We start from the raw sequence: 25,151 nt of genomic DNA, 5'->3' as shown, positions 1-25,151 counted from the left end.
TGTGGTTGGGTTCGGGGGTGGTTAAGGGGTCCGGGCCACGCGCCTGTTCAGGCTCCGGGTCAGCCTTTCAACGCCAGCGACCGGACCACGTGCCGCGGCTTGAGGCCGCGCATGGTGGACGGGTCCAGCGCCGCCCGGCGGAGCTTGCGGGTGTAGTCCTCCTTGGGTGCGGTCAGCACGGATGCGGTGCTGCCGGACTCCACGAGCTTGCCGCGCTGCATGACCATGACGCTATCGCTGATCTCCTGTACGACGCCAAGGTTGTGCGAGATGAACACGTAGGTGATGCCGGTTTCGTCCTGGATGGACTTCAGCAGCCGCAGCACCTGGGCCTGCACGGACACGTCCAGCGCGCTCGTGGCTTCATCGCAGACCAGCAGTTCCGGCTTGGAGGCGAGCGCCCGGGCAATGCCGATGCGCTGCCGCTGGCCGCCGGAGAACTCGGCAGGGTGGCGGTCCAGGGACTTGGCCGGCAGGCCCACCTGGTCGATTAGCTTCGCAGCTTCCTTGTGCCGCTCGGCCTTGGACCGGACGCCCTGCAGCTTCAGCGGTTCGGCCACGATTTCCTGGGCGGTGAGGTGCGGGTCCAGGGAGCCGTACGGGTCCTGGAAGACCATCTGGAACTTGGAACGCAGCGGCCGCAGCTTGGCTTCGCTAAGTGCGGCCAGGTCCGTGCCGTCCAGCTCGATCCGGCCGCTGGCCGGCGTCACCAGGCGCATCAGCGCCTTGGCGATCGTGGACTTTCCGCAGCCGGATTCACCGACGACGGCGATCGTCTTGCCCTTGTCCACGGAGAAGGACACGTCATCCACGGCCCGGAACGTGCCGCCGGGGATGTGGTAGTCCACCACGAGGTTCTCGACGGAGAGGAACGGCTTAGTCATTCTGGACTCCGGTGCTGGTCAGGGCGGCGTTTCCAGCCGCGGCGGTAGTGGACTTTGGGTCGGTGGTCCCGGCCGGGGTCTCGTCCCACGGCCCCAGGACGGGCACGGCGGCCAGGAGGTTGCGGGTGTATTCCGTGGCCGGCTGCTCCACGACCTGCTGGACGTCCCCGGACTCCACGAAGGAACCGTCCTTCATCACGTGGATGCGGTCCGAGATGAGCCGGGCCACGCCGAGGTCGTGCGTGATCATCAGGACGCCGATGCCGCGCTGCTCCTGGAGTTCCAGCAGGAGGTCCAGGATGCCGGCCTGCACCGTGACGTCCAGCGCAGAGGTGGGTTCGTCCGCCACCAGCAGCTGCGGCTCACTGGCCAGCGCGATCGCGATCAGCACGCGCTGGAGCATGCCGCCGGAAAGCTGGTGCGGGTACTTCTTCAGCTGCACTTCCGGCGTCGGAATATGAACCTGTTCCAAAAGCCGGATGGCACGGGCCCGGACGGCGTCCTTGTCTCTGGAGGCGGCGCCGGCAATCCGGATGGCCTCGGAGAGTTGGCTGCCGATGGAGTGCACGGGGCTCAGCGCGGTCATCGGGTCCTGCGGGATGAGCGCGACGGTCCGGCCGCGGACCTTGTCGATGGCCTTGGGTACGGCCACCACGTCCACGCCGTCGATGAGCACGGTGCCGGAAAGCACCGCCAGATCGTCCGGGAGCAGGCGGAGGATGCCCATCGCCGTCGTGGATTTGCCCGAACCGGACTCACCGATGATGGTGACCGTTTCGCCGCGATGGATGCTGAAGTTCACCGAATCGACGGCCCGGATGATGCCGGCGTCGGTGATGAGCTCCACCTGGAAGTCGCGGACCTCAAGCAGGGCCGGCTCGGTGAAGCTTTTCGTGTCAGGCTGTGCGGACATGTCAGGCACCCTTCTTCTTGCGGCGGGGACGGTCGCGGAGGCCGTCGCCCAGCAGGTTGACGCCCACTACCATCAGCACGATCACCAGGCCGGGCAGCGTGACCATCCACCAGGAAGTGGTGATGTAGTCCTGGCCGTCGGAGATGATGCGTCCCCAGGTGGCGAACGGCCGCTGGGGGCCGGCGCCGAGGAAGCTGAGGGCGCTCTCGAGCAGGACGGCCTGGGCCAGGAGCAGCAGCACCACGAGGGTTGCCTGCTTGATGACGTTCGGGATGATGTGCTGGATGAGGATCTGGATGCGGTGCAGGCCCAGGATGCGCGCCGCCGAGACATAGGGCTTTTCGCGTTCCACGAGCACCATGGACCGGGTCAGCCTGGCCACTTCCGGCCATTGCGCAATCGCAATGACGAAGGTGATGACCGGGATGGACGGGCCGAAGAGGGCCACCACCAGCAGCAGCATCATGAGGAGCGGCAGGGACATCTGGGCCTCGAGGACCCGCGAGACCACGGTGTCCACCCAGCCGCCGAAGTAGCCGGCGGCGGCACCGAGGATGATGCCGATGGCGCCGGAGACCACCACGGCCAGGATGCCGATGGTCAGGGACACCTGGCCGCCGTGCAGGACCCGGGAGAGCAGGTCGCGGCCCAGCTGGTCGGTGCCGAACAGGTGGCCGTCCACCAGGGGCGCCAGGCGGCGGGCGGACAGGTCCTGGTGGTTGGCGTCAGGAAGCGGAAGCACCTGGGCCAGCAGGATGGGAATAATGACGATCAGCGTGCAGACGGCACCGATGCGCAGCTTCCACTTGGCCGCGTTGCGGCGGCGGGTGGCGCCGGCCTTCGCCACGAGCTCCTTCGTGACGGCGCTGGCAGAGGGTGTCCGGGGCGGTTGTGCGGCGGAGGCCGCCGGCGTTGCGGTGTCACTGAGGCTCATGCTGCTGCCGCCTTTCCAAGACGAACGCGGGGATCAAGAAGCGGGTAGGCGAGGTCGATGACCAGCTGGACGGCAACGGCCAGCAGTGCCGTCAGGAGGACGGTCGCCTGGATGAGGGGGTAGTCGCGGGTTTCGAGGGCACGGACAATGAGGGAGCCGACGCCGGGCCAGGCGAACACCACTTCCACCACCACCACGCCGTTGAGCATGGCAGCGAAACGGGTGCCGAGGGCGGTGAAGACCGGGATGGCGGAGTTGCCCATGGCATAGCGCCAGGTCAGTGCCGGACTGCCCACTCCCCTGGACCGCGCCACGGTCAGGTAAGGGGCGGCGAAGTTGGACGTCATCTCCCGACGCACCATCCGGGAGATCAGCGCGATCTGCAGGATGGCGATGGTGACGGTGGGAAGGACCAGCCCGCCCCAGGTGGCGAAACCGGAGGCCGGGAACAGCGGAATGAGGACGGCGAAGCCGGTGAGGAGCATGATGCCCGTCCAGAAGTCCGGCATGGACTGCCCGGCGATGGTGAGGACGTTGACGCCGAGTTCGCGGTTGGTGTCCGGGCGGCGGGCCATCCACACGCCCAGCGGGATGGCCACCACGGCGGTGAGCAGGATGGACGCCGTGGCGAGGGTCAGCGTGTACGGCATCCGCTCCGCCACCACCTGCATGGCCGGGGCCTGGAAGGAGTAGGAGGTGCCGAGGTTGCCGGTGAACAGCTGCTGCAGGAAGATCCAGTACTGCTCCAGCAGTGGACGGTCCAGGCCGAACTGTTCGCGGACCTTGGCCAGCTGCTCGGTGGTGGCCAGCGGTCCGGCGTAGGACACGGCCGGATCACCAGGAGCCAGGCGGATCAGGATGAAGACCGTGGAAACCGTCAGGAACACGGTCAGCAGGCCTTGACCCAGCCGCTTGAGGATGTACTTGGTCATGACTCAGGCCTCCAGCCGGACGTCAACAAGGGGGTAGGAGTTGGTGGGGGCCAGCGACAGGTCCGCCACGCGCTTCTGGTGGGCCAGCACCGACTTGGGAACGAATGCCCAGGCGCACGGCCAGGTTTCCCAGATGGCCTTCTGCGCGGTGGCGAGCCGCTGCTCGCGGCGCACCGGGTCCACCTCGGAGGATGCGGCCTGAATCTTGGCCTGCACGTCCGGGACCACGTAGCCCTGGTAGGTGTCGCGGGTCTTTTCCCTTTCCGCGGTTCCGGCGTACATGCCCTGCATCATAGTGATGGCCAGGCCGGTGGGGCTGCTGAAGCCGTTGCCAAGCAGGTCCCAGTCGCCCTGCTTGCCCTGGCGCCAGGCCAGGATGTTGCCGCCGGGCTCGAACTGCTGCAGCTGGGTCTTCACACCGATGTTGCCGAACATCTCCACGAGGGCCTCCATCACGGAGGTGTCGGAGGCGAACTCGCCGGTTTCCCAGATGATCTTCAGGTTCAGGTCCGTGACGCCGAGGCTCTTCAGCGTTGCCTTGGCCTTCTCCGGGTCGTAGGTGTAGTTGCCGGTCTTGGAGAAGCCAGTGAGGCTGGACGGAACCACGCCTTCGGCCTCGCTGACCGAATCGACCAGGACGTCCTTGACCAGGGCCTCGCCGTCCACCGCCCAGCTGAGTGCCTCACGGACGCGGACATCGGACAGCGGGTGGCTCGAGGGCTTGCGGAAGTTGTAGAAGATCTGGTTCAGCCGGAGGCTTGACGCCTCCGCAAGGACGACGCCGGGAAGTCCGGCCAGCTGTTCACGCGAGTCGGGCGTGATGGAGTCGATGACGTCCACCTCGCCGCTGCGCAGCGCAATGACGCGGCTGGATTCCTCGGGCAGGAAGCGGACCTCGACGTTGTCCACCTTGGGGGCAGGGCCCCAGTAGTTCTCGTTGCGCTTGAGGCTGTAGGTGCCGGCGCCGCGGTTGAACTTGGTCACCACGTAGGGGCCGGTGCCCACACCTTCCTGCAGCTCCTCCGGCTTGTTCTTGGCTGCCGGGCTGATCAGGATCATGCTCATGAGGGAATCGAGGATGGGGATGGGGTTCTTGGACTCCATCCGGAACGTCCGGTCATCCACGGGAACCACCGTAGGGAACTCGGGGAAGAACCCGGCGACGAAGGAACCCTGCACCTGCTGGTACATCTTCAGCGCCGTGGCGATGTCCTCGATGGCCACTGGGGTGCCGTCCGAGTAGCGGACGCCCTCGCGCAGCCGCACTGTCCACGCGGTGGGTGAGGTCATCTCAAAGCGGTCCGCGAGGACGAGGATCGGCTTGGTTTCGGGGCCGATGGCTGTCAGCCCCTGCCGCACGGCGCGCTGGACGGTGACGGCGGCATCGAACTGGTTGAGCTTGTTGTCCAGGCTGACGAGGGACCTGTTCAGGGCCAGCGTCAGGGTGCTGGGTCCCGGCAGGCCCGTGGGGCCGGCACACCCGGCCATGGAGCCTGTGCCCAGGAGAAATCCGGCGGCTGCGCCGAACTGCAGGAGGCGGCGCCGTGAGATCTCACTTCCTTGAGGAAGAACGGTCATCGTTGACCTCTCGGTTGAATGGGACGGCTGGGGGCCGGATGGCCTGCGCCGTGTTACATGCATCACTCTGCCACCTCTGCGCGAATTGCGCAACCGGTCTAGCGCAATTCGCGCAGTCATGCCATCATGGTGCTACCGACAACCAGAAGAAGGGAGGACAACGTGGCTGCAGTACTCATCCAGGCCGATGACTTTTCTGGTGCAGCAGAAGTGGGGCAATGCTTTGCGGTCCAGGGGCTGGACACGCGCCTCCTCCTGTCCCCCGGGGATGCCGGCACCGAAAATGCCCCGGACGTTTTGGTGGTCGACACCCACTCGCGGGCCGTGGCCCCGGACATCGCCGCCGCGGCTGCTGCTGCCGTATTCAGCAGCGAAGCTGCAGACGGCGCAGGCGTCCTGTTCAAGAAAATTGACTCCCTGTGGCGGGGCAATGTTGGCCCGGAACTCGCGGCGCTTTCGGCCCTGGGACACCATGTTGTGGTGGCCGGCGCGCTCCCCCAGTTGAACCGGACAGTCGTGGGCGGCAAGCCTTTTGCCGACGGAGTCCGGCTGGACGGAACGGACCTGTGGCGGGCAGAACCAGCCGCCCCGCCCGCGGAACTCGCGCAGCTGCTGGGCCCTGGCCCTGCGGCGCAGCTTGCGGAGCTGTCCACGGTGCGGTCAGGCGGCCTGCGCGGCTTCCTGTCCGATCGCCTTTCCGGCGCCACTCCCGCCGCCGTGATCGTCGACGGTGAGACTCCGGCCGATCTGGAGGCTGTGGCGGACGCGCTGCTTGACCTGGGCTTCAGGGCCGGAGGACGTCGCATCGTGCTGGCCGGAACCGGCGGCATGGCCCTGCTGCTCGCGGCGAAACTGGGCAGCAATTCTGCGCGGAACGCGCAAAAGCAGGCGTTGCGCGGGCTGACGGCCGCGGCCGGACCACGAACAGTGCTGGCCGCCGTCGGCTCCGCCTCGGCGAAAGCCGCGGCTCAGCTGCGGAACCTGGAAGCCGGCGGCTTCACCGCCCTCCGGATCGCTCCCGGCGAGCTTCAGGATCCCGCGGATTTCCGGTCCAGGCTCGCGGAAGCGCAGCAGCTCCTGGCGGCAGGCGAGCCGGCAGTGCTGACTGTCAGCGCCGGCGTCGTCAATCCCGAGGAGTCCGGCACGATCGTGCGGAACCTCGCCCGTCTAACTGCCGGCGCGGCAACTGGTCCCGCGGCAACTGGTCCACAAGCCGCAGGTCCCGCGGCAGCCGCGGACCTGATCCTTACCGGCGGCGAAACGGCCCGCGAGGTCCTCGACGCCCTCGGCATCCGCTCGCTGACCCCGCTGGCGTCCGTACAGCATGGCGCCGTGGTCAGCCTTTCCGACGACGGGCGGCTGGTGGGCACCAAGCCCGGCAGCTTCGGCGACAGCGACGCCCTCGTCCAGCTCTACTGCGCCATCAAAGACCTTCGGTCTTCCACCGGCACTTCCCACCCCTCCCACACACCTGGAGCTCCAATGACATCTGCAGTGAACGCAACCGAACAGGACACCCGGCCCTTCATCGCCGTGACCATGGGCGACGGCGCCGGCGTCGGCGCCGAGGTGACTGTCGGTGCTCTTCTCGACCAGAACGCCTACCGCGACTGCCGCCCGGTGGTCATCGGCGACGTCCACCGGCTGCAGCTGGGTGCCAAGGCGCTGGGCGTGGAAGCGAACATCGTCGAGGTGGAGGCGGTGGGCGACGCCGTCTTCGAAGCCGGCCGGATCAACGTGATCGACCCGAAGCTGCTTTCGGCCGACCTGCCGTGGGGCCAGGAATCCGCCGAGGCCGGCAATGCCGCCTACCACTACATCCGGATCGCATGCGAGCTGGGCATGGCCGGACAGGTCCAGGGCATCTGCACGGCGCCCCTGAACAAGGCTGCGCTGCACAAGGCGGGCCACATCTACCCGGGCCACACCGAACTGCTCGCGCACTTCATGGGGGTCGAGGAAGTGTCCATGATGCTGTCCACGCCCAAGGTCAAGGTCATCCACGTCACCACGCACATCGGCCTTATCGACGCGATCAACAAGATTGAGCCCGGCCTGGTGGAGCGGACCGTACGCCGAGGCCACAGCGCCATGCAGCGCGCCGGCATCGCCAACCCCAAGATCGGCGTGTGCGCCATCAACCCGCACGCAGGCGAAAACGGTCTGTTCGGCTACGGTGAGGAAGCCGAGAAGATCACCCCGGCCATCGAAAAGCTCCAGGCCGACGGCATCGACGCCCGCGGCCCGCTCCCGGCGGACACCGCGTTCTTCCTGGCCGGCCGCGGCGACTACGACCTCATCGTGGCGATGTACCACGACCAGGGCCACGGTCCGATCAAGGTCCTCGGCATCGAGGCCGGCGTCAACATCACGGTGGGCCTGCCAGTCATCCGCACGTCCGTGGACCACGGCACGGCCTTCGACATCGCGGGCAAGGGCATCGTGGACGTGCGCAGCATGATCGAGGCGCTGCGCCAGGCGGCCGAGATGTCGCCCAGCCCCGCGGCAGCCTGAGCGGCCCGCCGCAGGGCAGCCCCGCCGCAGCCTAAGCACTAGGAGATCTGCAGGCCGCCGTTGATGTCGTACGTCGCGGCGGTGATGTAGCCGGCGTCCTCCCCCATCAGGAACGCCATGAGGGCGGCGATGTCGCGGACCGTGCCCACCCGGCCCATGAGGATGTCCCTGGACATGTCCGCCTTGCGTTCGTCGGTCAGGGTGCCGCCCATGATATCGGTGTCCACCGGCCCCGGGGCTATGCAGTTGACGGTGATGTTGTACTGGCCCATCTCCCGTGCGAGCGCCCGGGTGAAGCCGATGATGGCTGCCTTCGATGCGCTGTAGGCGACCTTGGAGTAGGTGCCGCCTCCGCGCTGCGCGGAGATGGAGGAGACGCTGACCACCCGGCCGAGCCTGCGTTCGATCATGCCGCGGAGCACGCGCTGGGTGACCAGGAACGTGCCGGTCATGTTGACCCGGAACACCCGCTCCCAGGCCTCGAGCGTCTCGTCCATGAACTCCGTGGGTGAGCTGATGCCCGCCAGGTTGGCCAGTCCCACGATGGGCGGCAGGTTAGCCTCCACCTCGTCGATGGCGGCGTTCACGGTGGCCTGGTCGGAGACGTCGGCGCCCACGCCCCTGGCCGCCACGCCGTACACCGAGGAGATGTCCTCCGCCGCGCGCCGGGCAGCGTCGCCGTCGATATCGAGGATGGCCACGGACCAGCCCTGGCTGGCGAGCATTTCCGCCGTCGCCCGGCCAATGCCCCGTGCGGAGGCTGCCCCGGTCAGCACCGCGGTGCGTTCGGCCGGGAACGTGTCGTGGTGCGTCATTTCGGTGATCCCCTCGTCGTTTGCTGCAGTGTCAGTACTTGGTGTCGTCGAACTCGTCGGCGGCGACTGCTTCTTCACCGACAGCAGCGTGGGTGCCCGGCTTCACGTGCCCTTCGGGACGTTTGCGGGCGTACAGGAAGGTGGCGACGGCGGTAATAGCGAGGCAGGCGGACAGGAAGAGCAGGCCGGAACGGTTGTCGCCGGTGGCATCATTGAGCACACCCACGATGTACGGCGCCACGAAGCCGCCCAGGTTGCCGAGTGAATTCACCATCGCGAGGCCGGCCGCGGCCGCCGCTCCCACCAACGCTGTGGACGGCATCGCCAGGAAGGGGGCAATGGCGGAGTAGATGCCCATGGCCGCCAAGGTCAGGGCGATCAGGGCCAGGATGGCGTTGACCTGCACCAGGCTGCCGGCAGCAACCAGGCCGACGGCGGCCATCACCATGCTGATGCTGGCGTGCATGACGCGGTTTCCAGTGCGGTCGGACCGGCGGCCCCAGTAGTAAACGAACACAGCGGCGATGGTGTACGGGATGGCGACGATGAAGCCCACCTCCGTGGTGGTGAACTTGCCGAGTGCGGCCACGATCGTAGGCATCCACAGGCCCAGGCCGTAGATACCGCAGACCAGGCCGAAGTACAGCGCCGAGTAGGCGATGGTCCGGGAATCCTTCAGGCCGGCGAGGAAGTGGTGCGGCTGGCCCTTTTGCTTGTGGGCGAGTTCCGCGTCCATGGTCCGGGTGAGCCATTCCCGCTCATCCGCGGCGAGCCAGTGCGCGTGGCTTGGCCGGTCAGTCATGAGGACAGGGGTAAGCAGGCCGAGGAGGATCGCCGGAATGCCTTCGATGATGTACAGCCACTGCCAGCCGTGCAGGCCCGCGACGCCCTCCATCTGGAGTAGGAGTCCGGACACCGGGGCACCGAGCGCATTGGAGACGGGTTGCGCCAGGATGAAGATGCCCAGTACAAGCACACGCTGCTGGGCGGGGAACCACAGGGTCAGGAAGAAGAGGATGGCCGGGAAGAAGCCTGCCTCGGCCGCGCCGAGCAGGAAGCGGATGATGTAGAAGGTGGTCTCTCCGTTCACCAGCGCCATGGCCGTGGCGAAGATGCCCCACGAGATCAGGATGCGTGCGATCCACTTCCGGGCGCCGAACCTGTACATGCCGGCGTTGCTGGGGATCTCCAGCAGTGCGTAGCCGATGAAGAACATGCCCGCACCGAGGCCGTAGGCCGCGGCACTGAGGCCGATGTCCTCGCTCATGGTCAGCTTGGCGAAACCCACGTTGTTCCGGTCCAGGTACGCCACGAAGTAGAGCAGCACAATGAGCGGCATGAGCCGGCCGCGCACTTTTCGAAGGGTCCGCCGGCCAAGTTCGTCGAGATGGTTCGCGGGATTCGCAGCGCTCATGGTGCACCTCGCAGGAAGAGACGGACCCGCCGGGGTTCCTCGGCGGAACGATAAGGTTTACCACTCCGTGCACAGATAGTCATTATGCTTACTAAATTCTTGAGCGAAGGCAGCCTTCCATTGGCTGCCGCTAGTTCCTGCTGTCCAGCCACTCCAGCAGCCGTTCCAGGGGCCACGTGGTGATGATGCGTTCAGCCGGAACCCCGTTGCGTTCGGCCCGCTCGGCGCCGTACTGCAGGAAGTCCAGCTGCCCCGGCGCGTGGGCGTCACTGTCGATGCTGAAAAGGCACCCGGCCTCGAGCGCCAGCTGCATCAGATTGTCCGGCGGGTCCTGCCGTTCCGGCCGGGAGTTAATTTCGACGGCGACATTGGCTGCCGCGCAGGCCGCGAAGACCCGCTCGGCATCGAATTCTGACTCAGGACGGGTCCCGCGGGACCCCTGCAGCAGACGGCCGGTGCAGTGGCCCAGCACATTGGTGTGCGGATCGGAGATGCCGCCGAGCATCCGCTCCGTCATGGTGCGCCGGTCCGAGCGGAGCTTGGAGTGCACGCTGGCCACCACCACGTCCAGCCGGTCCAGCATCTCCGGCGTCTGGTCCAGCTCGCCGTTTTCCAGGATGTCCACCTCGATGCCGGACAGCAGCCGAAAGCCGCCGTCGGCGTCGCCGTTCAGCCCGGCCACCACGTCCAGCTGCTCGGTGAGCCGCTCGGCAGTCAGCCCGTTCGCGATCTTCAGGTTCGGCGAGTGGTCCGTCAGGGCCAGGTATTCGCGGCCCAGGTGCCGGGCGGCGGCGGCCATCAGCTCCGGCGGGGAACCGCCGTCGGACCAGTCACTGTGGCTGTGCAGGTCGCCGCGGAGCTGCGCGCGGAGCCCGTCTCCCCCGGCCGCGAGTGGCTTGGCGCCGCCCTGCCGCAGCTTTTCCAGATAGTCGGGCACATCGCCGTCCACAGCCTGCCGGATGACGTTAAAGGTGGTGTCCCCGATCCCCTTCGTTCGCTTGAGCCTGCCGTCGCGGGTGCGCTCCGCCACCTCGTCCGGCGTCAGTCCGCTGATGACGCCGGCCGCCTTCCGGAAGGCCTGGACCTTGAACGTCGGCGCGGCGGAGCGCTCGAGCCAGAAGGCGATCTCGTTGAGGGCGTCTGCGGCGTCCATTCAGGGCTAGTCCTGGTGTAGCTGGATGTAGTTGCCGCAACCGTCATCGAACACTGCGGTGATCCCGAAGGGGTCCTCGGCAGGCTCGCCCCGGAACCGGACTCCGGCGGCGGACAGCCGCTCGTACTCGGCCTTGACGTCCGGTGCGCCAAAGACGATGGCGGGGATCCCGGCGTCGTACAGCCCCTTGCTGTAGGCGGAGGCAATGGGGTTGTCGCTGGGCTCCAGCAGCAGGCCGGCACCGGAGGCCGCTCCGGGGTCCTTGATGATGAAGAGGTTGTGCTCGGGCATGGCCATGAGCGTGTCGAAGCCGAGGGTCTCCGTGTAGAAGGAGTGCGCCGCGGCAGGGTCCTGAACGTGGATGCTGCACATTTTGAGTCGCATGGCGCCTACGCTACGCCGCACGGCCGCCGCTGCAAACCGGCCGTTGACCAGCGCCGCGATAGGGGCTGCAATTTAAGTGCGGCCGGAATTGCCGGGCCCGCCCGTCCTTGGGAGGTGCAGTGGTGCCCGCAGTTTCCGAAGCCGCCCCGTTGGGGCTGCTGCAGCTGGTCCTCTGGAGCGCAGTGCTGGCGGCCGCCGTCGCCTGCACTGTTCTCGTCGTGCGCCACCACATGAAGACGTCCGACGGCGACAGTCCAGACCTGCTGTTCTGGGACCTTTTCGGGGGTGCGGTGGTGATCGCCCCGGCCCTGCTCATTCCCGCCGTTGCCTCGCCGCCTGCGGGCCTGGCCCTGGCCGCCGTGGCAGGGGTGAGCGGCATTGCCGCCTACCGCAGCAGTCCGGCGGTGCTCACCTGGTACGAAACCCGGCGGCGCCGGCGGGCGGACGGTCCGCTGTGCCGGGCGGCCGCCGTCGTGCATGAAGAGATCCTGCGACGCTGGGCGCGGTACGAACTGGACCCCGCACTCGCCATCAGCTATCCGGACCTTGCGGACGTCGCACGGCCTGAGACCGCTGCTTTCGTGAAGGCCCTGCGGGAGGCGGAGACGCTGAAAACTGCCTGGGATTCCGGGTATCCGCATGCAGTGGATCGCCTCGGCCAGGCGCTGGACCGCGCGGAAACCGCAGCAGGAGTCCCGGCCACCCTGCGGCCGGCACCTTTCACAGGCACAAGGCTCACAGGCACAGCACAGAGGCGGTGAAGCCGCATCACACACCCGAATCGGACTATTTTCCCAGGCCGCACCAGCGGCCGGCCCGGCCTTCGCCGGGCCCGGAGAATAGGAGATTCACAATGGCCACAATCAACAAGATGACGGCAGGAATAGTCCTTGCCGCCGTCGTCGGGGGCGGGGCGATCGGCGCCGCAGCCCTCCCCGCCATGGCGGACAGCAGCACGGCATCCTCGACGTCGACCTACGCACAGGGCGGCTACGGCGACGCCGGCGGAAGCGGAGGCGGCGGACCCCGAGGCCAACACCAGGCGAACGGGAAAACCGAGGAAATCCTGACAGGCGACACGGCAGCCAAGGTTGAGGCCGCCGTCAAGGCCGTCCAGCCCGGCGCCACCATCGACCGGATGGAAACCGACGCCGACGGCGCTACCTATGAAGCCCACATCACCAAGGCGGACGGCACCCGTGCCACCGTGTTGCTGGATGCGAACTTCGCAGTTACCGGTACCGAGGAGGGCTTCGGCGGTCCCGGCGGGCGCGGCGGTCAGCAGGGCTCCGGCGACGCCACCGCCAACAGCTAGCGGCGGCTGCGATAACGGCCCGCTGTTTCCCCCGGGTTGCAGCGGGCAGGTTGGAGGAGCCAGCCATAGGATGAGCCCATGTCAACGTACTCAGTCACGCGCAGCACAGTCATCCCCGCCCCGGCCAAGGACGTGTTTCCGCTGGTCAACAGCTTCCGCGAATGGCCCAAGTGGTCGCCCTGGGAGTCCGTGGACCCGGACATGAAGCGGACCTACTCCGGCGCGGAAGCCGGCGTCGGCGCCAAGTATGCGTGGAGCGGCAACCGCAAGGCAGGTGCCGGCACCATGGAGATCGTCGAGTCGAAGGAAGCGGACGTCGTTCGGATCCGGCTCGAGTTCACCAAGCCTTTCCACGCGGTCAACCCCACTGCCTTTACGTTCGTTCCGGAGGGTGGAGGAACCCGTGTCACTTGGACCATGGTCGGCGAGCACAAAGGCATCGGAAAGGTATTTGCGCTGTTCATGAACATGGACAAGATGGTGGGTGGCGACTTCGAGAAGGGCCTGGCGACCTTGGCTTCAGTCGTCGGGAGCCGGCCCGCCTAGTCTGAGGTTCCTCGGTCACGGGTTCCTGCCCGGCACTTGTTCGAGGGGCCTTTTTCCCGGAATGGTAGTAAGCATCCTTAGCAGTTCCGGAAATCGCAAAAGGAGAATCCCATGCAGATCGACAAGTCCCAGATCCTCGAATTCCTCAAGTCCCGAGGCGACAACGACAAGGCTGCACAGGCCGACAACGAGCTGCCTGACCAGGTGGACACCGACCAGCACGCCGGGCTGCTCTCCAAGCTCGGCATCAATCCTGCAGACCTGCTGGGCAAGCTTCCCGGCGGGTTGGGGGACAAGCTTGGAGGCCTCGGGCTGTAGTTGTATCGAGTTCTGGCTCGAACCGGTTCCGGCCGGGCCGCAGTACCGAAAAGACGCAGTACCGAAAAGACGGGTTCCCGCGACTGTGCGCGGGAACCCGTCTTTTCTGGGTGCGCGGACGCTGGACTATCGTCTAGAGAGCACTGATCGACGTCAACCGATGGAGGGGCAGGACGTGAAGCCAGAAGCTGCGCCGCGGCAGCGCCGCCTCCGGCAGGATTCGATCCGCAACCAGCAGGAACTCGTGGTGGCTGTCGGCGAGCTTCTCCGCGAGGACCCTGACTCGGCAACCATGCCCGCCGTGGCAGAACGCGCGGGCCTCTCCCTCGCCACGGCCTACCGGTACTTTCCGACGCTCGATGAACTTCACCGCAAGTTCATGCTGAGCGTCATTGACGAGCTTTACGAGTCGACGAAGAGCCTGGAAAGCACCGGAATGGACCTCTTCAAGGACACCATGGCGCAATGGCTCAAGGTGGTGGCTGAGTACGGCCCGGCCATGGTTCTCGTCCGCTCCCGCGAAGGGTTCCTCACTAGGCTGCAGGCCGGCGAACCCCACGCCCACGCCCTGGAACGGGTGTGGGGGCCACCCGTCCGGCAGTTGCTCGAGGAAGCCAACATCGGCGGGGACCAGCTTCCCTACGCACTTTCCCTGTTCAACGCCATGTTCAACTCCAGGGAGATCATGGATTTTCGGGCCGTGAAAAGTATGCCTGACGAGCAACTCGTGCAGCGCTGCAGCCGCCTCTACTGGAACGCCATCCAGGGATTGCGCTAAATAACACTGTAGTCTTAGATAAGCCCGGACCCCCGGCGTCGTAATGGTGAAACAGACGAGCGAGGACAGCGGCTTGGATGGAGTCTTAAAGGGATTCTTTGTGGTGGGCATGGTCCTGCTCGTCGGCTACATCTTGGCCAGGACAAACGCCCTTGGGCCGCACGGGACGAAAGTGCTGTCCACCCTGACCTTCATGGTGGGGCTGCCGAGCCTGATGTTCTCCACGATCGCCTCGCGGCACATCTCCGAAGTCCTCAGCCAGACAGGCCTCATCTCCGTTGTCACGGCACTTTGCTGCATGGCGCTGTTCGCGCTCAGCGGGGCAATCGGCCGGTGGGGCGTCCGGCGCACCACGGTCGGCGCACTTGCCACCGGAATCGTCAATTCCACAAACCTCGGCGTTCCGCTGTCCCTCTACATTCTCGGCAGTGCCACATTCGTCACGCCGATCATGCTGTTTCAGTTGGCGCTGGTAACCCCGGTGGCGCTGACCATCCTGGACCTGACCGATCCTGAGGGGAAAAGGACATCCGTGTGGAGCATCCTGTCCACTCCCCTGCGCAACCCCGTCACGGTGGCAGCCATCCTCGGCGTCATCGTCAGCGCAGCCGGGATTGCACTTCCGGACCTGGTGCTGGATCCTCTGAAACTGGTGGCCCAGCTGACGGTTCCGCTGATGCTGATCATCTTCGGCATGTCGCTGCACGGCCTCTCACCGCGCCAAGACTCGGTGGACCGCGTCCCCACCCTGTTCGCCGTCGTTCTTAAGTCCGCCGTCCAGCCGGCTCTCGCGTGGCTGCTGGCCGTGTTCGTGTTCCACCTCGACACCTTCAGCACCTTCGTTGTCACGGCCTGCGCGATCCTTCCCACCGGGCAGAACGTGGTCCTTTACGCAGTCCGGTACGGCGTGGGCCAGAACCTTGCGCAATCCACAGCCGTCACCACCTCGGCCTTGGCAATCCCCCTGCTTCTGGGGGCGGCCTGGCTGTTTGGCTGAGTTCTGCCCAGCTACTGACGGCGGCGCCTTCCCGGAATAAACTCTGCCAATGGACTTCGTGAACAGTGACGGGCCTTCATTGGATCCCTTCCCGCAGTACGAAAAGATGCGGGAGTCCGCACCCGTGTTCCAGGACGAGGCATCCGGAAGCTGGCATGTCTACAGGTACGACGACGTCCAACGGGTTCTGTCCGAACACGCCACCTTCTCGTCGAGAATGGGAGGGGACGATCCATCCGAGACGGGCCAGCTGTTCGCGGCGAGCCTGATCACCGCCGACCCGCCCCGGCACCGGCAGCTGCGCTCCCTCGTGACCCAGGCGTTCACCCCGAAGGCCGTGGACGCACTTGCACCGCGCATCTCGGCCCTGACGGAGGAGCTGCTGGACGGGATTGCTTCCCGGGGTTCGGCAGACCTCATTGCCGAACTGGCCTACCCGCTGCCGGTGATCGTGATCGCCGAGCTCATGGGCATCCCCGCCGAGGACCGCGACCGCTTCAAGCATTGGTCCGACGTGATCGTCAGCCAGACGCAGACCGGAGCGCAGACCGCCGACCACAGCGCCACCAACCGGGAAATGACCGAGTACTTCCTGGCCCTCATCGAACACCGCAGGCGCCAGCCCGGAACTGACCTGATCAGCAACCTGCTCGTGGCCGAGATCGACGGGCAGAAGCTGAGCGTGGCCGAACTGCTCGGCTTCTGCAGCCTCCTGCTCGTGGCCGGCAATGAAACAACCACCAACCTGATCGGCAACGCGGTCCTCAGCTTCACCCAAGAGCCCGGAACGATGGGACGGCTCCGCGCCGAGCCGTCCCTGCTACCCCAGGCCATAGAAGAAGTGCTGCGCTACCGCTCCCCCGTCCAGTCGATGTACCGGGTGACAGCTGCTGACACCACGCTGGGCGACGTCGCGGTCCCGGCCGGGGCGCCGCTGGTTGCCTGGATCGGATCGGCCAACCGCGATGAACACCAATTCCGTGAACCCGAACAGTTCGACATCGACCGGACACCGAACCGGCATCTCGCCTTCGGCCACGGCATCCACTTCTGCCTCGGCGCCCCGCTGGCCAGGCTCGAAGCCAGGATCGCGCTGCAGGGCATTCTGGACCGGCTCCCCGGGCTTACCCTCACCCCGGGAGCCCGCCTTGAGCGGATGGACAGCACCATCATTTACGGGCTCAAGGAGCTGCCCGCCAGCTGGACCACCTCTTGACCCGACCGCGATTGGAACGGATGCTGGTTCCTTCGTTTACAGCCCTGCCGAGGAAGGCCGATGATGTCCGCTACTCGATCCGTTCTGTCCAAATTCCGATTGCTTCCGGCGCTGGCTGCCGCCGTGCTGCTGATGCTTCCGGCAGTCCCCGCCCAGGCTGCCGCTGCAGGAGTCGGCAATGATGTTTCCTGGCCCCAGTGCGGCAAGGCCCTGCCGAAGGGACCGGCTTTCGGGATCGTAGGGGTCAACAACGGTCTCGCGAACACCACGAACCCGTGCCTGGCCACACAGCTGACCTGGGCGGGGTCCTCGCCGGGTACGCAGACGCAACCCAAGGTGCAGCTATACGTCAATACAGCCAATCCCGGACTTGCCGGCAGCTGGTGGCCCATCAGCAACACCTACGCCGGAACCAAGGTCTTCAACCCCTACGGCGACTGCAAAGCGAACGACGTCGGTCCGGCCTGTTCCTACATGTACGGCTGGGCCAAGGCCTACGACGACGCGCACATCCGCGGCATCAGCAACCCGTCCAGCTACATTTGGTGGCTGGATGTGGAAACCGGAAACTCCTGGTCCGGCGACAAGGTGGCCAACCGAGCGGATCTGGAGGGAATGGTCGCCTTCTTCGGCAGCATCAACGCGAAGACGGGCATCTACTCCACCGCCACCCAGTGGTCACAGATCGCCGGCACCGTCCCGGCTACCAGCCCGCTGTATACGCTCCCCAGTTGGCTGGCCGGAGCACGGACCCTGACCGCAGCCTCCCGCAACTGCTCGGGTGCACCGTTAACCGGCGGCGGCAAGGTCTCGCTCACCCAGTACGTCTCCGGCGGCTTCGACTACGACTACTCCTGCCTCTGACGCACGAGCTCAAAGCGGGCAGCAACAGCAACGCGGGGTCAGATATCGCCCTTTCCGGGGTCCGGATTGGGCGCTAAGTGACCCCGCGTTGCTGTTGGTAGCGGGAGCTACAGCTCCACGGTGCCGCTTTCACCGACGCTCATGCGGCTGTGGGTGACCTTCGACTTGACCCACTGCAGGACCGTCGCCGCTGTCCCGCCGGGACTGGTCCAGTACTCGGCGGAGTCGGAGTCCACGCGCAGAAGCACCACCTCGGGGGTTTCCGGCCCGTCCGGGAACCAGGCGTCGACGGACTGGTTCCACAGTTCGCGGATCTTGGCCCGGTCGCGCACCACTTCGGCGGTCCCGGCGACCGAGACCCACTCGGTCCGCTTGCCGAAGGACACGTTGACCCTGGCATCGGCAGTCACGTGGGCCACCTGGGAGGTTCCTTCTCCGGTGAAGAACCACATGTCGCCGTCGTCCTTCACGTCCTGGACGGCCAGCGGCCGGCTGACCAGGACGCCTTCTTCATTGATGGTGGTGAACATTCCGATGTGGGAATCGTTGATGATGTCCGTGACCTTGCTGATGCTTTCCGTGCCCGTCATGCTGTCACCTCGTTCTGCTCGAGTACGTTCTCAGTACGTTCAGTTGAACCGGGTCAACGCCCTACCAGCCACCCTATTCATAAGTGTGCTTAGTTTCCAGTCGGAGTCCCCCGGTGATCAGAGCCCCCGCGCCAGCACCCTGCCCTTGAAGAACTCGGGCCGGATCCTGGCCATCACCAGCATGGCGACCACGCCGAGGAGGATGACGCCCATGCCCAGGATGAACACCATGCCCACGCCGCCCACGGATGAACCGGAACCGTATTCCGGGTCCATGGAGTCGTACGCGGTTTTGACGAACATCACCAGCAGGATCACCCCGCCCAGCAGCGGAGCCAGGAACTTGAAGAGGAACGCCCGGGCGCTGCTAAAGGCCATGGCACGGAAGAACCAGACACACGCGAGCGCCGTGATCCCGTAGTAGAAGCAGATCATCATGCCCAGCGCCGTGATGGTATCCCACAGCGCGTTCTCGGACGTGGTCCGGGTGATGACATAGAACGCGGCCGCAGCAACAGCCGCCGCAACCGTGGCGTAGCTCGGTGACTTGAAGGTGGGGCTGACCTTGCCGAACTTGCCGGGCAGGGCCTTGTAGTGGCCCATGGCCAGCAGCGTGCGGGCCGGGGAGACGAACGTGGACTGCAGCGACGCCGCGGAACTGCTCAGGATGGCCAGGGACATCAGGATGGCGAACGGCCCCATGACCGGCCCGGACAGCACCGCGAAGATGCTGGACTGGTTGTCCGGATTGCCGGTGCCCAGGCCGGCCTCCCCCACGCCCGCGAAGGACAGGGTGGCCAGCGCGGCCGTCATGTAGATGGCCACGATGACGACGACGGTCACCGTCGCCGCCCGCCCGGGGGTCTTCTCCGGGTTCCGCGTCTCCTCGTTCATGGTCAGGGTCACGTCCCAGCCCCAGTAGATGAAGATCGACAGTGACACCCCGGCCGCGAAGGCTGAGAAGGAGTCCACGGCGAAGGGGTTGAACCAGTCCGGCGAGATGGCCGTGGCGTCGAAGGCGGTCCCGTTGGCCACGTGCACGAACGCGGAGACGGCGAACCACCCCAGCACCAGCAGCTGGAACCCCACCAGGACGTACTGGACGCCCTTGGTGGTTTCCATGCCGCGGTAGGAGATCCAGCACGCCGCCGCGATGAACACCAGGGTGGTGGCGATGTTCAGCGGCAGATTCTTTGACAGCTCAGCGATCCCGGGGTTGCCGAGCAGCTGGGCGAGCATCAGGTAGAAGAAGTCGACGGCGACCGCCGCCAGGTTGGACAGCACGATGATGGTGGCGGCGATCAGCCCCCACCCTCCCATCCAGCCGATCCACGGACCAAAGGCGCGCGTTGCCCACGTGAAGGAGGTTCCGGCGTCGGGCATGGCGTTGTTCAGCTCCCGGTAGCCCAGCGCCACCAGGAGCATGGGAATGAATCCCACGAGGAAGACCGCCGGCAGGTGCACGCCCACCTCGGACACGGTGGGGCCGAGGGCCGCGGTGAGCGTGTACGCCGGCGCGATGCAGGACACCCCGATCACCACGGCCCCGACCAGCCCGACGGACCCGGCCTTGAGGCCCTTTTCGCTCAGGCTCTTGTGCGCCTCCGGGGTGACTGCGGCTTTTGTACTCATGGAATTGCCTCTTGTCATTCATCGTTGAATGGGAAATGCGCGGCTGCTATTAGCCGACGGCGGCCGTTGCTTTCGCCAGTTCCGGCTCACCCTGCGCTTCGGCGGACGCCGCAGCTGCGGCAATGCGGGCGGCCGTGGACTGGCCCATGCGGACCGCCCCGTCCACGTGCTGGTAGCCTTCGGCGGCGAGATCGGAGGAGCACCAGTAGATGGGGCCGACAGCTGCGTGCTGGTCCTTGCCGTACCGATGCAGCCCGCCGAGGTCGTAGCTCGCGGCGTAGGCGCCGCGCGTCCATTCCTCGGAACCCCAGTCAGATTCGTAGTACACCTCAGGCTCGAGGGCCTTCTCGCCCAGGAAGCCGGCGATCGATTCCAGGACGGCCTTCTTGCGGTCCTCGGCACTCAGCTCGAAGACGGCGTCGGCCTTTTCGTCGGAGATGAAGCCCACGAGCGTTCCGCGGGCGTCGCCGTGGTTGGTGTTGTCGTAGACCTCCTGGACCAGCGAGCCGGCGCCGAACCCCGTCCCGGAGAGCCCGTCCTCGCGCCAGAAAGGCGTGCTGTAGACGGCGTGGACCTTGATGACCAGGCCCAGCGACTGGTGCTGGTGCATCTGGTGCTGGCGGCGCGGCAGCGGCGGGTTGAAGGAGACCCGCGAGTACAGGTTGGGCGGCACCGCCATGATCACGAACCGCGCGTTCACGGTGGCCCGGTCGGAAACGGCAGTAACACGGTGACCGTTTTCGCCGTCGGCCTCCCAGTTGATGGCGCGCACCGGGCTGTTGAGGACGACGTCGGCCCCAAGTTCCGCTGCCTGCAGCAGGGAAACCTGCTGCATCCCGCCGATGACCCGCTTGTCCAGGATGAAAATCCTCATCCGTCAGGTGGGTGAAGGAGCCGGCAGAAGCGGCCATCAGGACAGCCTGCAGGGCGGAGAACGCGTGCGCCGGCTTGGTGAGCATGCCGCCGGCGATGAAGAGCCCGATGTTGTTGCAGGCCTCCTCGTCCGGGGAGTTCTGGCGCAGCCAGTGATGGAAGGAGATGGTGTCCAGCTCCCGCGCCTTGGGGTGCGCCCACGGTTCACTGGGACCGACCTCGGCCGCCAGTTCATCCAGCAGTGCGATGAGCTTGTCCATCTCGGCAGCCGTGGTGGCGCTGACCGGGAACATGTCCCCGGTGTAGCGGACCGGGGCGCCATCCGCCCCGACATAGACGGACTCGCCTTCACGGTAACGGGAGTACGTTTTCAGGCCGAGCTCCTCCAGGAGGGCCAGCAGGGCGGTCTGGTCCGGCGATACCCACTGGCCGCCGATCTCGAGCATGGCACCGTCCACGGTGTCGGTCCAGGTCCGGCCGCCCACGCGGTCACGGGCTTCGAGCACGGCGACGGACAGGCCCGCCTTTTTCAGCTCGCGGGCGGCGGTGAGACCTGAGGGGCCGGCGCCGACGATCACTACGTCGCGGTCAAGATTCAGCATGATGTCCTTTCTCTGTGGCCGCGAGTGATGCGAACCACTAAATGAATGCCATTCATTTATAAGAACTATAGAGCCTTTGGCGAGGGAGCGGAAGAGGCTGATGAAATAATGCGAAGGACGTTCACCCGCAGAAAGGTCAGCCATGCCGGCAACACCAGCCGTAGCAACAGCCGGTTCAGCGACGGCTGGCGCAGCATCATCAGGCCAGGGCAGCCGGCGCCGCGCCGGACGCCCTGTCGGAGGCGTGCTGGACAAGGCCGGCATCACGGAAGCCGCGCTGCGGCTGATCGAGAAGAAGGGCTACGACGGCCTGACCATGGCCGCGCTGGCCCGCTCACTGAACGTCGCGCCGTCGGCCCTCTATAACCACGTGAAATCCAAGCGGGACGTGCTCCTGCTGCTGGAGGACCACCTCGCCTCCCTCGTGGACGTCTCGGCGTTCGGCGCCGGCCCGTGGGAGGATGCCGTCCGGGCGTGGGCCTGGAGCTACCGCGACGTGTTCTCCCAGCACACCCCGCTGATTCCGGTCATTGCCGTACTGCCCGTGACCGACGCGCCGCAGACCCTGGCCATGTATGAAACGGTCAGCGCCGGCTTCCGCGACGCCGGTTTTCCCGACGAGCGGATCGTCTCCTCCATCGTGGCGCTGGAATCCTTCATCTTCGGCTCGGCCTACGACGTCACGGCACCGGCGGACATCTTTGATCCCGGAACCATGGCGGAGGCGACGCCGAGCTTCACGGGTGCCGTCCGGAGCCTGGCCGAGCAGGGGCACGAACGCCCGGCCGACGTCGCCTTCAGCCTTGGCCTTGAGGCACTGATCAGCGGGCTGGGCGGCCTTCGGGGCTGATCCCATTTCCCACACCGTCCAAGGCGACTAAAATTCCTTAATACGCAACGTTGCGAGCTCAAGGACGGCGCCATGACCGTGTTCGACCCGGAATCGCTGTTCTTCGAGTACAAGCTCCGGTACCGCGGCACGCCCGGACTGGAGCATGACCCCTCGGACTATCCGCTGCGCTGGGAAGTGGCGGTGAGCTGTCCAAGTCCCACTCCCGGCGGCCACGAGGAGCGGCAACTGGGGAGCGCCGTCGTCCAGGTTGTTCCCAAAGCGGGCATGATCAACCTCTTCCTCACCACCGGCACGGCAGACCGGGAGATGGCCAAGGCCGTTGAGATGCTCACCATGGACCGTCCGGACCTGATCAGGGAGTACCTGCAGGACGGCGGGGACCTCATGATCGTCTCGTCGCTCGAGATCTTCCCGGAGTACCGCGGCGGCAGGACGGGCTACTCGGTGCTCAACGCCATCGTCGAAACAGTTGGCCGGTCCGTGAACCTGGTGGTGGTCCACGCCGCGCCGACAGGCGGCGAAGGGTCCCCGCCGGAGGACACGCCGGCGTATGACGAGGCGAAATCAGCTCTGCGGGCGTACTGGAAGGACTTCGGGTTTGAGGACGCCACGGGCGACTACCTCGTGTTCTTCCACAAGAAAATCCTGGCCTGACAACAAGCAGGCTACAGCGCAGACACCGTGAACCAGTCGTCCAGCTCTGCGGCAGGTACGGGGCGGAGGATATGGAATCCCTGCGCCTGGTCGCAGCCGTAGCTGCCCAGCTGGTCCAGTGCACCGCCGTCCTCCACCCCTTCTGCAACCACCGTCAGGCCAAGGCTGTGCGCGAGGTTGATCGTGGAGGCCACCAGGGCAGCAGCCCGCGGGTCCTCTGTCATGGAAACGATGAAGGAGCGGTCAAGCTTCAGCTCGTTGATGGGGAGGTCCCTGAGGTACGCCAGCGAGCTGTAGCCCGTGCCGAAGTCGTCAATGGCCACCCGTATGCCGCGGGACTGCAGCCCGGACAGGATATCCCTGGCTCGGACCCGGTCCGGCATCATGAAATCCTCGGTGATTTCGACCATCAGGGCCGACTCCGCGAGGCCCCGCTCCTTGATCATGGCGGCAATCCGGTCCGGCAGTTCGGCGTCGATGAGTGAGCTGGCCGAGAGGTTTGCAGCCACCGTCATTGGCCTGCCCTGCGAATGCCAGACGGCTGCCTGATCCAGGGCCAGGGTGAGCACGCGGTCATTCAGAGCGTTCATGAGCCCGCCTTCCTCTGCCAGCAGGAGGAACGAACCGGGGGCCAGCAGTCCGTGCCGGGGATGGTTCCAGCGGACCAGTGCTTCCACGCCCTTCGCTTCCCCGGTGAGCACGTCCACCTTGGGCTGGTAGTGCAGCACCAGCTGGTCCCCGACGAGGGCGGCGCGGAGCTCCTGGAGCATCCTCAGCCGCTCTTCCCCCGGACTGTGGTCCTCACTGGCGTACACGTGCCTGCCACTGCGCGAGGCTTTGGCCCGGTACATGGCGGTGTCCGCCTTGCGCAGCAGCGTCTTCAGGTCCTCCCCCTGCTCCGGGAACAGGGCGATGCCCACACTGACACCGACCTGAAGGGCAATGCCCCTCAGCGTGAGGGGCTCACTCAGGGCTGCGCGGAGCCGGTCGGCGAGCTGCAGGGCCTCGCTCTCGCCGGCATCAAGGAGGAGGATGGCGAACTCATCCCCGCCCAGCCGGGCTATCAGGTCATCGGGGCCCAGGCAGCGGCGAAGCCGTTCACTGACCTGGATCAGCAACCTGTCCCCCACGTCATGGCCCAGACTGTCGTTGATCTCCTTGAATCTGTCCGCGTCCAGCAGGAGGAAGGCGCACGGTGCACCCTGCCGCGCCTCGAGCACGACGGGAGCGTCGGCGTACAGAGCCCGCCGGTTGGGCAGCGCCGTCAGTTCGTCCGTCCTGGACTGCCGGCGCACCTCGGCGAGGGTCACCAGCTGGCGGAAAGCCAACTGGGTCCGGATGCCAGCGGACACCAGGGTGGCCGCGGCGAGCCCGACGGCAAGTTCCGGCACCGGGACCCCGGTGCCCACGATCAGGACCCCGAGCCCGGCGGCGGTGGCAACCATCGGAACCGCCGGCGTCCACGAGCCTTCGGTGGCACCCGGGGCTTTCTCCTCCTGCCGGGCGAACCCGTCCGCCCAGGTTGCAATGAGGCACAAACCCACCGTCCAGCCGGCATCCAGCGGCGTGCCGAGCACGTAGTCGTCAGTGGACAGCCTGGAGGCATAGACGACGTCAGCGGCGGCGAACACCGTGAGCCCCAGCATCAGAGTTGCCCCACTGCGGGCCGTGGCAAGGCCCGGTACTGCCGCCATCCCGGCGGTCACGGCCAGGACGACGAGATCCAGGAGAGGGTAGGCCACCGCCACGGCCGTAGCCAGTGAGGAAAACTCGCCGGCGGCCGAGAGCAGCGGACTCAGCAGAACCACCAGGACGGAGGCGGCCCCGAGTGAGCCGACGACGGCGTCCAGCAGCACGGAGCGCGCCAGCCGCTGTCGCAGCGGAAGCAAATAGACGAACAATCCGCCAAGTGCGAGCGGGTAAAACAGCAGGTAGCCGGTATCGGCAGGCGACGGGAAGGGCAGCGAGCTGGCCCCCGCGAGCGCGGCCACGTAGTAGGTGCTCCCCGCCGCAAAAGCAGACAGCGCCATCGCCACCAGGGCGAGGGCCCAGTGGTTCTTGGCGCGGTAGGCCGACAGCCAGGCCACGGCCGCGGGCGCCCACGCCGCGGGCACCCCGATCCAGACATTCACAAGCGGACTGAACCCGTCGCTGTCCAGCAGCAAGCCAGCCAGGTACAGGCCCAGCAACACCCACATGAGCCACAACAGCGTGCGCCGCGGACCCTTCCCGCGGCCCAGTGGATGGCCGTTTGGAATCACGCCTGTTTTCATCCGCCCCCCAGCATCAGATGCGCCCAACAGCACCCGACGGGCACAAGGCAACCACATGTGACTCGTATCGTACGGCACCGGCAGCGTTCATCCGATAGCCGTCTCGTGATTGTGACCGC

At 66.4% G+C, this 25,151-nt stretch carries 23 protein-coding genes and 1 pseudogene; 11 read left to right on the top strand and 13 right to left on the bottom strand.

Going from position 1 to position 25,151, the window contains the following annotated elements; translation table 11 throughout:
- Positions 1–59: 59 nt before the first annotated feature.
- The 5 genes from ACHMXB_RS18025 to ACHMXB_RS18005 are packed head-to-tail and all read right to left on the bottom strand — an operon-like array spanning position 60 to position 5,241.
- Complete coding sequence (locus ACHMXB_RS18025) at positions 60–884, bottom strand: ATP-binding cassette domain-containing protein (protein ID WP_395400604.1); 825 nt, start codon at positions 882–884, stop codon at positions 60–62.
- On the bottom strand, positions 877–1,797 hold the full coding sequence (locus ACHMXB_RS18020) for an ABC transporter ATP-binding protein (RefSeq protein ID WP_395400602.1): 921 nt from the start codon (positions 1,795–1,797) through the stop codon (positions 877–879). Before ACHMXB_RS18020 ends, ACHMXB_RS18025 begins: the two co-directional genes overlap by 8 nt.
- Before the next feature lies 1 nt (position 1,798).
- On the bottom strand, positions 1,799–2,731 hold the full coding sequence (locus ACHMXB_RS18015; RefSeq protein WP_111904644.1) for an ABC transporter permease: 933 nt from the start codon (positions 2,729–2,731) through the stop codon (positions 1,799–1,801).
- Positions 2,728–3,663: an ABC transporter permease gene (locus ACHMXB_RS18010; protein WP_395400599.1), complete on the bottom strand. Its 936-nt coding sequence runs from the start codon at positions 3,661–3,663 to the stop codon at positions 2,728–2,730. The genes ACHMXB_RS18015 and ACHMXB_RS18010 overlap by 4 nt, the downstream gene beginning before the upstream one ends.
- A 3-nt stretch (positions 3,664–3,666) precedes the next feature.
- Complete coding sequence (locus ACHMXB_RS18005) at positions 3,667–5,241, bottom strand: ABC transporter substrate-binding protein (protein WP_395400597.1); 1,575 nt, start codon at positions 5,239–5,241, stop codon at positions 3,667–3,669.
- A 162-nt stretch (positions 5,242–5,403) separates the two neighbouring features.
- On the opposite strand from ACHMXB_RS18005, the gene pdxA reads away from it, so the two are divergent.
- Positions 5,404–7,755 carry a 4-hydroxythreonine-4-phosphate dehydrogenase PdxA gene (gene pdxA, locus ACHMXB_RS18000; protein WP_395400595.1) on the top strand — a complete coding sequence of 784 codons (2,352 nt, stop codon included), beginning with the start codon at positions 5,404–5,406 and terminating at the stop codon, positions 7,753–7,755.
- A 38-nt stretch (positions 7,756–7,793) separates the two neighbouring features.
- On the opposite strand, the gene ACHMXB_RS17995 is transcribed toward pdxA, so the two are convergent.
- The 4 genes from ACHMXB_RS17995 to ACHMXB_RS17980 all read right to left on the bottom strand — a co-directional run bounded on the left by ACHMXB_RS17995 (position 7,794) and on the right by ACHMXB_RS17980 (position 11,521).
- Entirely contained in the window at positions 7,794–8,570 is a 777-nt protein-coding gene (locus tag ACHMXB_RS17995; protein ID WP_395400593.1) for an SDR family NAD(P)-dependent oxidoreductase, read from the bottom strand.
- A gap of 31 nt (positions 8,571–8,601) precedes the next feature.
- Entirely contained in the window at positions 8,602–9,984 is a 1,383-nt protein-coding gene (locus tag ACHMXB_RS17990; RefSeq protein WP_395400591.1) for an MFS transporter, read from the bottom strand.
- Positions 9,985–10,114: 130 nt separating this feature from the next.
- Positions 10,115–11,137, bottom strand: a complete 1,023-nt coding sequence (locus ACHMXB_RS17985; RefSeq protein ID WP_395400589.1) for a PHP domain-containing protein — start codon at positions 11,135–11,137, stop codon at positions 10,115–10,117.
- 6 nt (positions 11,138–11,143) lie between these two features.
- Positions 11,144–11,521 (bottom strand): VOC family protein, encoded by a 378-nt coding sequence (locus ACHMXB_RS17980; RefSeq protein WP_395400587.1) that lies wholly within the window; start codon positions 11,519–11,521, stop codon positions 11,144–11,146.
- A gap of 122 nt (positions 11,522–11,643) precedes the next feature.
- Between ACHMXB_RS17980 and ACHMXB_RS17975 the strand changes: the two genes are divergently transcribed.
- The 8 genes from ACHMXB_RS17975 (at position 11,644) to ACHMXB_RS17940 (ending at position 17,555) form a co-directional block, all read left to right on the top strand.
- A complete protein-coding gene (locus ACHMXB_RS17975; protein WP_395400585.1) occupies positions 11,644–12,282 on the top strand; it encodes a hypothetical protein in 639 nt (212 codons plus the stop codon).
- A gap of 92 nt (positions 12,283–12,374) precedes the next feature.
- Entirely contained in the window at positions 12,375–12,836 is a 462-nt protein-coding gene (locus tag ACHMXB_RS17970; RefSeq protein ID WP_395400583.1) for a hypothetical protein, read from the top strand.
- 78 nt (positions 12,837–12,914) lie between these two features.
- Positions 12,915–13,382 carry an SRPBCC family protein gene (locus ACHMXB_RS17965; RefSeq protein WP_395400581.1) on the top strand — a complete coding sequence of 156 codons (468 nt, stop codon included), beginning with the start codon at positions 12,915–12,917 and terminating at the stop codon, positions 13,380–13,382.
- A 111-nt stretch (positions 13,383–13,493) separates the two neighbouring features.
- Positions 13,494–13,700, top strand: coding sequence for a hypothetical protein (locus ACHMXB_RS17960; RefSeq protein ID WP_395400579.1), 207 nt, complete (start codon positions 13,494–13,496; stop codon positions 13,698–13,700).
- 175 nt (positions 13,701–13,875) lie between these two features.
- Entirely contained in the window at positions 13,876–14,478 is a 603-nt protein-coding gene (locus tag ACHMXB_RS17955; RefSeq protein ID WP_395400577.1) for a TetR/AcrR family transcriptional regulator, read from the top strand.
- A 73-nt stretch (positions 14,479–14,551) separates the two neighbouring features.
- A complete protein-coding gene (locus ACHMXB_RS17950; protein WP_395400575.1) occupies positions 14,552–15,475 on the top strand; it encodes an AEC family transporter in 924 nt (307 codons plus the stop codon).
- Between the two features lie 49 nt (positions 15,476–15,524).
- Positions 15,525–16,691, top strand: coding sequence for a cytochrome P450 (locus ACHMXB_RS17945; RefSeq protein WP_395400573.1), 1,167 nt, complete (start codon positions 15,525–15,527; stop codon positions 16,689–16,691).
- Positions 16,692–16,751: 60 nt separating this feature from the next.
- Complete coding sequence (locus tag ACHMXB_RS17940; RefSeq protein ID WP_395400571.1) at positions 16,752–17,555, top strand: hypothetical protein; 804 nt, start codon at positions 16,752–16,754, stop codon at positions 17,553–17,555.
- Positions 17,556–17,662: 107 nt separating this feature from the next.
- Here ACHMXB_RS17940 and ACHMXB_RS17935 read toward each other — a convergent pair whose 3' ends face one another.
- From ACHMXB_RS17935 to ACHMXB_RS17925, 3 genes and pseudogenes are all read right to left on the bottom strand, one after another.
- Positions 17,663–18,145, bottom strand: a complete 483-nt coding sequence (locus ACHMXB_RS17935) for a pyridoxamine 5'-phosphate oxidase family protein (RefSeq protein ID WP_395400569.1) — start codon at positions 18,143–18,145, stop codon at positions 17,663–17,665.
- Positions 18,146–18,262: 117 nt separating this feature from the next.
- Positions 18,263–19,777 (bottom strand): APC family permease, encoded by a 1,515-nt coding sequence (locus ACHMXB_RS17930; RefSeq protein ID WP_395400567.1) that lies wholly within the window; start codon positions 19,775–19,777, stop codon positions 18,263–18,265.
- Between the two features lie 49 nt (positions 19,778–19,826).
- Positions 19,827–21,252: pseudogene (locus tag ACHMXB_RS17925) on the bottom strand (flavin monoamine oxidase family protein).
- A gap of 142 nt (positions 21,253–21,394) precedes the next feature.
- On the opposite strand from ACHMXB_RS17925, the gene ACHMXB_RS17920 reads away from it, so the two are divergent.
- Positions 21,395–22,102: a TetR/AcrR family transcriptional regulator gene (locus ACHMXB_RS17920; RefSeq protein WP_395400565.1), complete on the top strand. Its 708-nt coding sequence runs from the start codon at positions 21,395–21,397 to the stop codon at positions 22,100–22,102.
- Positions 22,103–22,174: 72 nt separating this feature from the next.
- Positions 22,175–22,759, top strand: a complete 585-nt coding sequence (locus ACHMXB_RS17915) for a hypothetical protein (protein ID WP_395400563.1) — start codon at positions 22,175–22,177, stop codon at positions 22,757–22,759.
- 11 nt (positions 22,760–22,770) lie between these two features.
- Here ACHMXB_RS17915 and ACHMXB_RS17910 read toward each other — a convergent pair whose 3' ends face one another.
- The gene (locus tag ACHMXB_RS17910; protein WP_395400561.1) at positions 22,771–25,020 is read right to left on the bottom strand and encodes a putative bifunctional diguanylate cyclase/phosphodiesterase; all 2,250 of its coding nucleotides are present in this window, start codon (positions 25,018–25,020) and stop codon (positions 22,771–22,773) included.
- Positions 25,021–25,151: the final 131 nt, after the last annotated feature.

The organism is Arthrobacter sp. UC242_113 (assembly GCF_044054585.1).
In the GTDB taxonomy this organism is placed as follows: domain Bacteria; phylum Actinomycetota; class Actinomycetes; order Actinomycetales; family Micrococcaceae; genus Arthrobacter.
Note: the sequence above shows the minus strand (reverse complement) of the source record. Positions and strands in the feature narration are given on the sequence as shown.